Consider the following 2,137-nt stretch of genomic DNA (forward strand, 5'->3'; position numbering starts at 1 on the left):
TTTAAAATAGAATTTAATAAGTACTTAATTAGTAGAAGTTTTGATAAATTGATTTATAACGAAACAACTAATTATCCGGATTGGGTTGCCATTATTCGTTTTCAATCCTCTTCTAATGATTATTTGACCTTAGAAATTCTAAAGAATAGTTTAGAAGACTTTATTAAGGAGTACAAAACAGATGAAAAAATATCTGAAATCTTTAATTAAAAAATTTCCAACAAGAGGTTGCATTACCTTGCAGCCTCTTGCTTTCTAGAAAACCTATAAATAATGGTCATCAACATGTTAAAAAATAATTTAAGTAAGAATATTATTTTATATCTAATCTGTGTGTTTTTATTGAGTTGCAATAAAGAGCAGAAAACTGAGGTTTTAAATAAGGAAGCTAACCAGTTAACTTTTGAAAGTTTTATACCTTTTGTTGTAAAAGATAAAAAATATAGAGTATTACCTTCAATGTCTGAAATTTTTGAAGCTGGAAAAGTTCAATTTACAAATAAAATAGAACTTCCGAATGAATTTTTGAAAACTCCTTTATGGGAAATTAGTTGGTAAGTGATCTATGTTGAATAATTATGATGAACCCCTCTCTACTGCACGAATCCTTTCGTGTGGTAATTTGTTTTTATTATCCGTAATATAAATACTAAAAAATGAATCCAACAATAATTATATGTATATATCATTATGAAGACAAAAATCTTATAAATGATATATTGTTAGATATCCCGAATTTAAAAATAAGATGGGATGACTATGAGTTTTTCTCTTCAAATTTTAAGGAATATATAAAACCATTAGCGTCTTTAAAGAAATTCATAGGTTTTGGAATATTATGTGATAGTAATGATAAGAGTATATCACGTGAATTATTAGAAAAATTCTTAGGAAACAACTCAAAAACTCCTATGTTATTGAGTTTTATCGATAAATTAGTAATAATTCAAAAGTTTTGTATATTAATTTACGATGATTGGGATGATTTAGTATTTGAAGAAGAGTTTATCGAATATACTTCCTTATATGAAAGATTAAATACTCCATATTGTGGTATGCGTACAAATAGATATATAGATACAGGTATATATTCGCCAGTCTTAAGTAATCCCATATTAATTAATGTTGGTTTTAATGAAAGATATGGAATACTTGATAGTGTGAAGTGAAGAAAGAGGCTGCTCTTTTCACTTTTACAAAAAAAAAGAGATTTTATAGGATGAATTAAGAGTCTGAAAAAAAGAGAGTTAGGAAAGATGAGATAATACAAGTGATTCTCTATCAATGCATTCGAACTTTCGAATTGATTATTGTAGAATATAGCGGATTCTTTTTAGGAGGAATTTGTAAAAAAAGATATTTGAATGTCTGATTTATTTCAAACGGAGTTGCTACCTTTTTTAAGGACACAATTCTTATACTTTTTAACAGAAAAAACAGAAACATTTGGATTAACTTTTCCGAATGTTTTCTATTTAATACCGGAACTTGATAATATTTTAAAAAACGACACTAACAGAATATAATTCAATATACCAATTCAGATAAAAATGTGTTCTCGAGTATTTCTATTGGGATGAGCAGGATCGACTAAGAGCTGTGAAAAAATGCATTCAGGGAACGTTCCATTATTATATATATGATGACAAAGGAGAGCGTACCATTAAAGGTAATCTTCAGGATGGTTCAGAGTTATACCAGAATGGTGCATTAATCGATCAGGGAGCAATGGTACTCAATAATTATAAGGTTTATCCAAATCCTTATGTGGTAGTAAGTTCGGATGACACCTATACCAAGCATTATTATGCGGGCAGCCAGAGAATTGCAAGCCGTTTATCAGAAAATCCGGGTTTATTTGGAAATTCGGCTGTGAATGTTCAGGAAAACAGGGCTGCTGAACAAATGCCGGATGTGGAAGGTGAATTTAAGTCTTATCTTGATAAGGCGAGAATTGAAACGGGAACCATAGAAAAAGAATTTGCGAGAAACTCGGCTCAAACGGGGCTGTATTATCTCCATGGGACCACCTGGGAACAGCGACATTTGTTACCGATGCCAATGCTGTTGCAACCCAATTTTTTGTAAATTTACCTTTCGGAGAGACTTTTGTAGAGCAGCAGGTTGCAGGAACTTA

Annotated in this window: 4 protein-coding genes; all 4 read left to right on the plus strand. The window is 30.4% G+C overall.

Features of this window, described 5'->3' with window-relative positions:
- The coding region (locus tag AOB46_RS23765; RefSeq protein WP_206542274.1) for a hypothetical protein at window positions 1-210 on the plus strand (210 nt) is incomplete at its 5' end.
- Between the two features lie 63 nt (window positions 211-273).
- Window positions 274-558: a hypothetical protein gene (locus AOB46_RS22575; protein WP_062703645.1), complete on the plus strand. Its 285-nt coding sequence runs from the start codon at window positions 274-276 to the stop codon at window positions 556-558.
- Between the two features lie 98 nt (window positions 559-656).
- Complete coding sequence (locus AOB46_RS22580; RefSeq protein ID WP_062703648.1) at window positions 657-1,169, plus strand: hypothetical protein; 513 nt, start codon at window positions 657-659, stop codon at window positions 1,167-1,169.
- Between the two features lie 430 nt (window positions 1,170-1,599).
- Window positions 1,600-2,088 carry a hypothetical protein gene (locus tag AOB46_RS22585; RefSeq protein ID WP_062703650.1) on the plus strand — a complete coding sequence of 163 codons (489 nt, stop codon included), beginning with the start codon at window positions 1,600-1,602 and terminating at the stop codon, window positions 2,086-2,088.
- Window positions 2,089-2,137: the final 49 nt, after the last annotated feature.

This window comes from Chryseobacterium indologenes (genome assembly GCF_001295265.1).
In the GTDB taxonomy this organism is placed as follows: domain Bacteria; phylum Bacteroidota; class Bacteroidia; order Flavobacteriales; family Weeksellaceae; genus Chryseobacterium; species Chryseobacterium indologenes_A.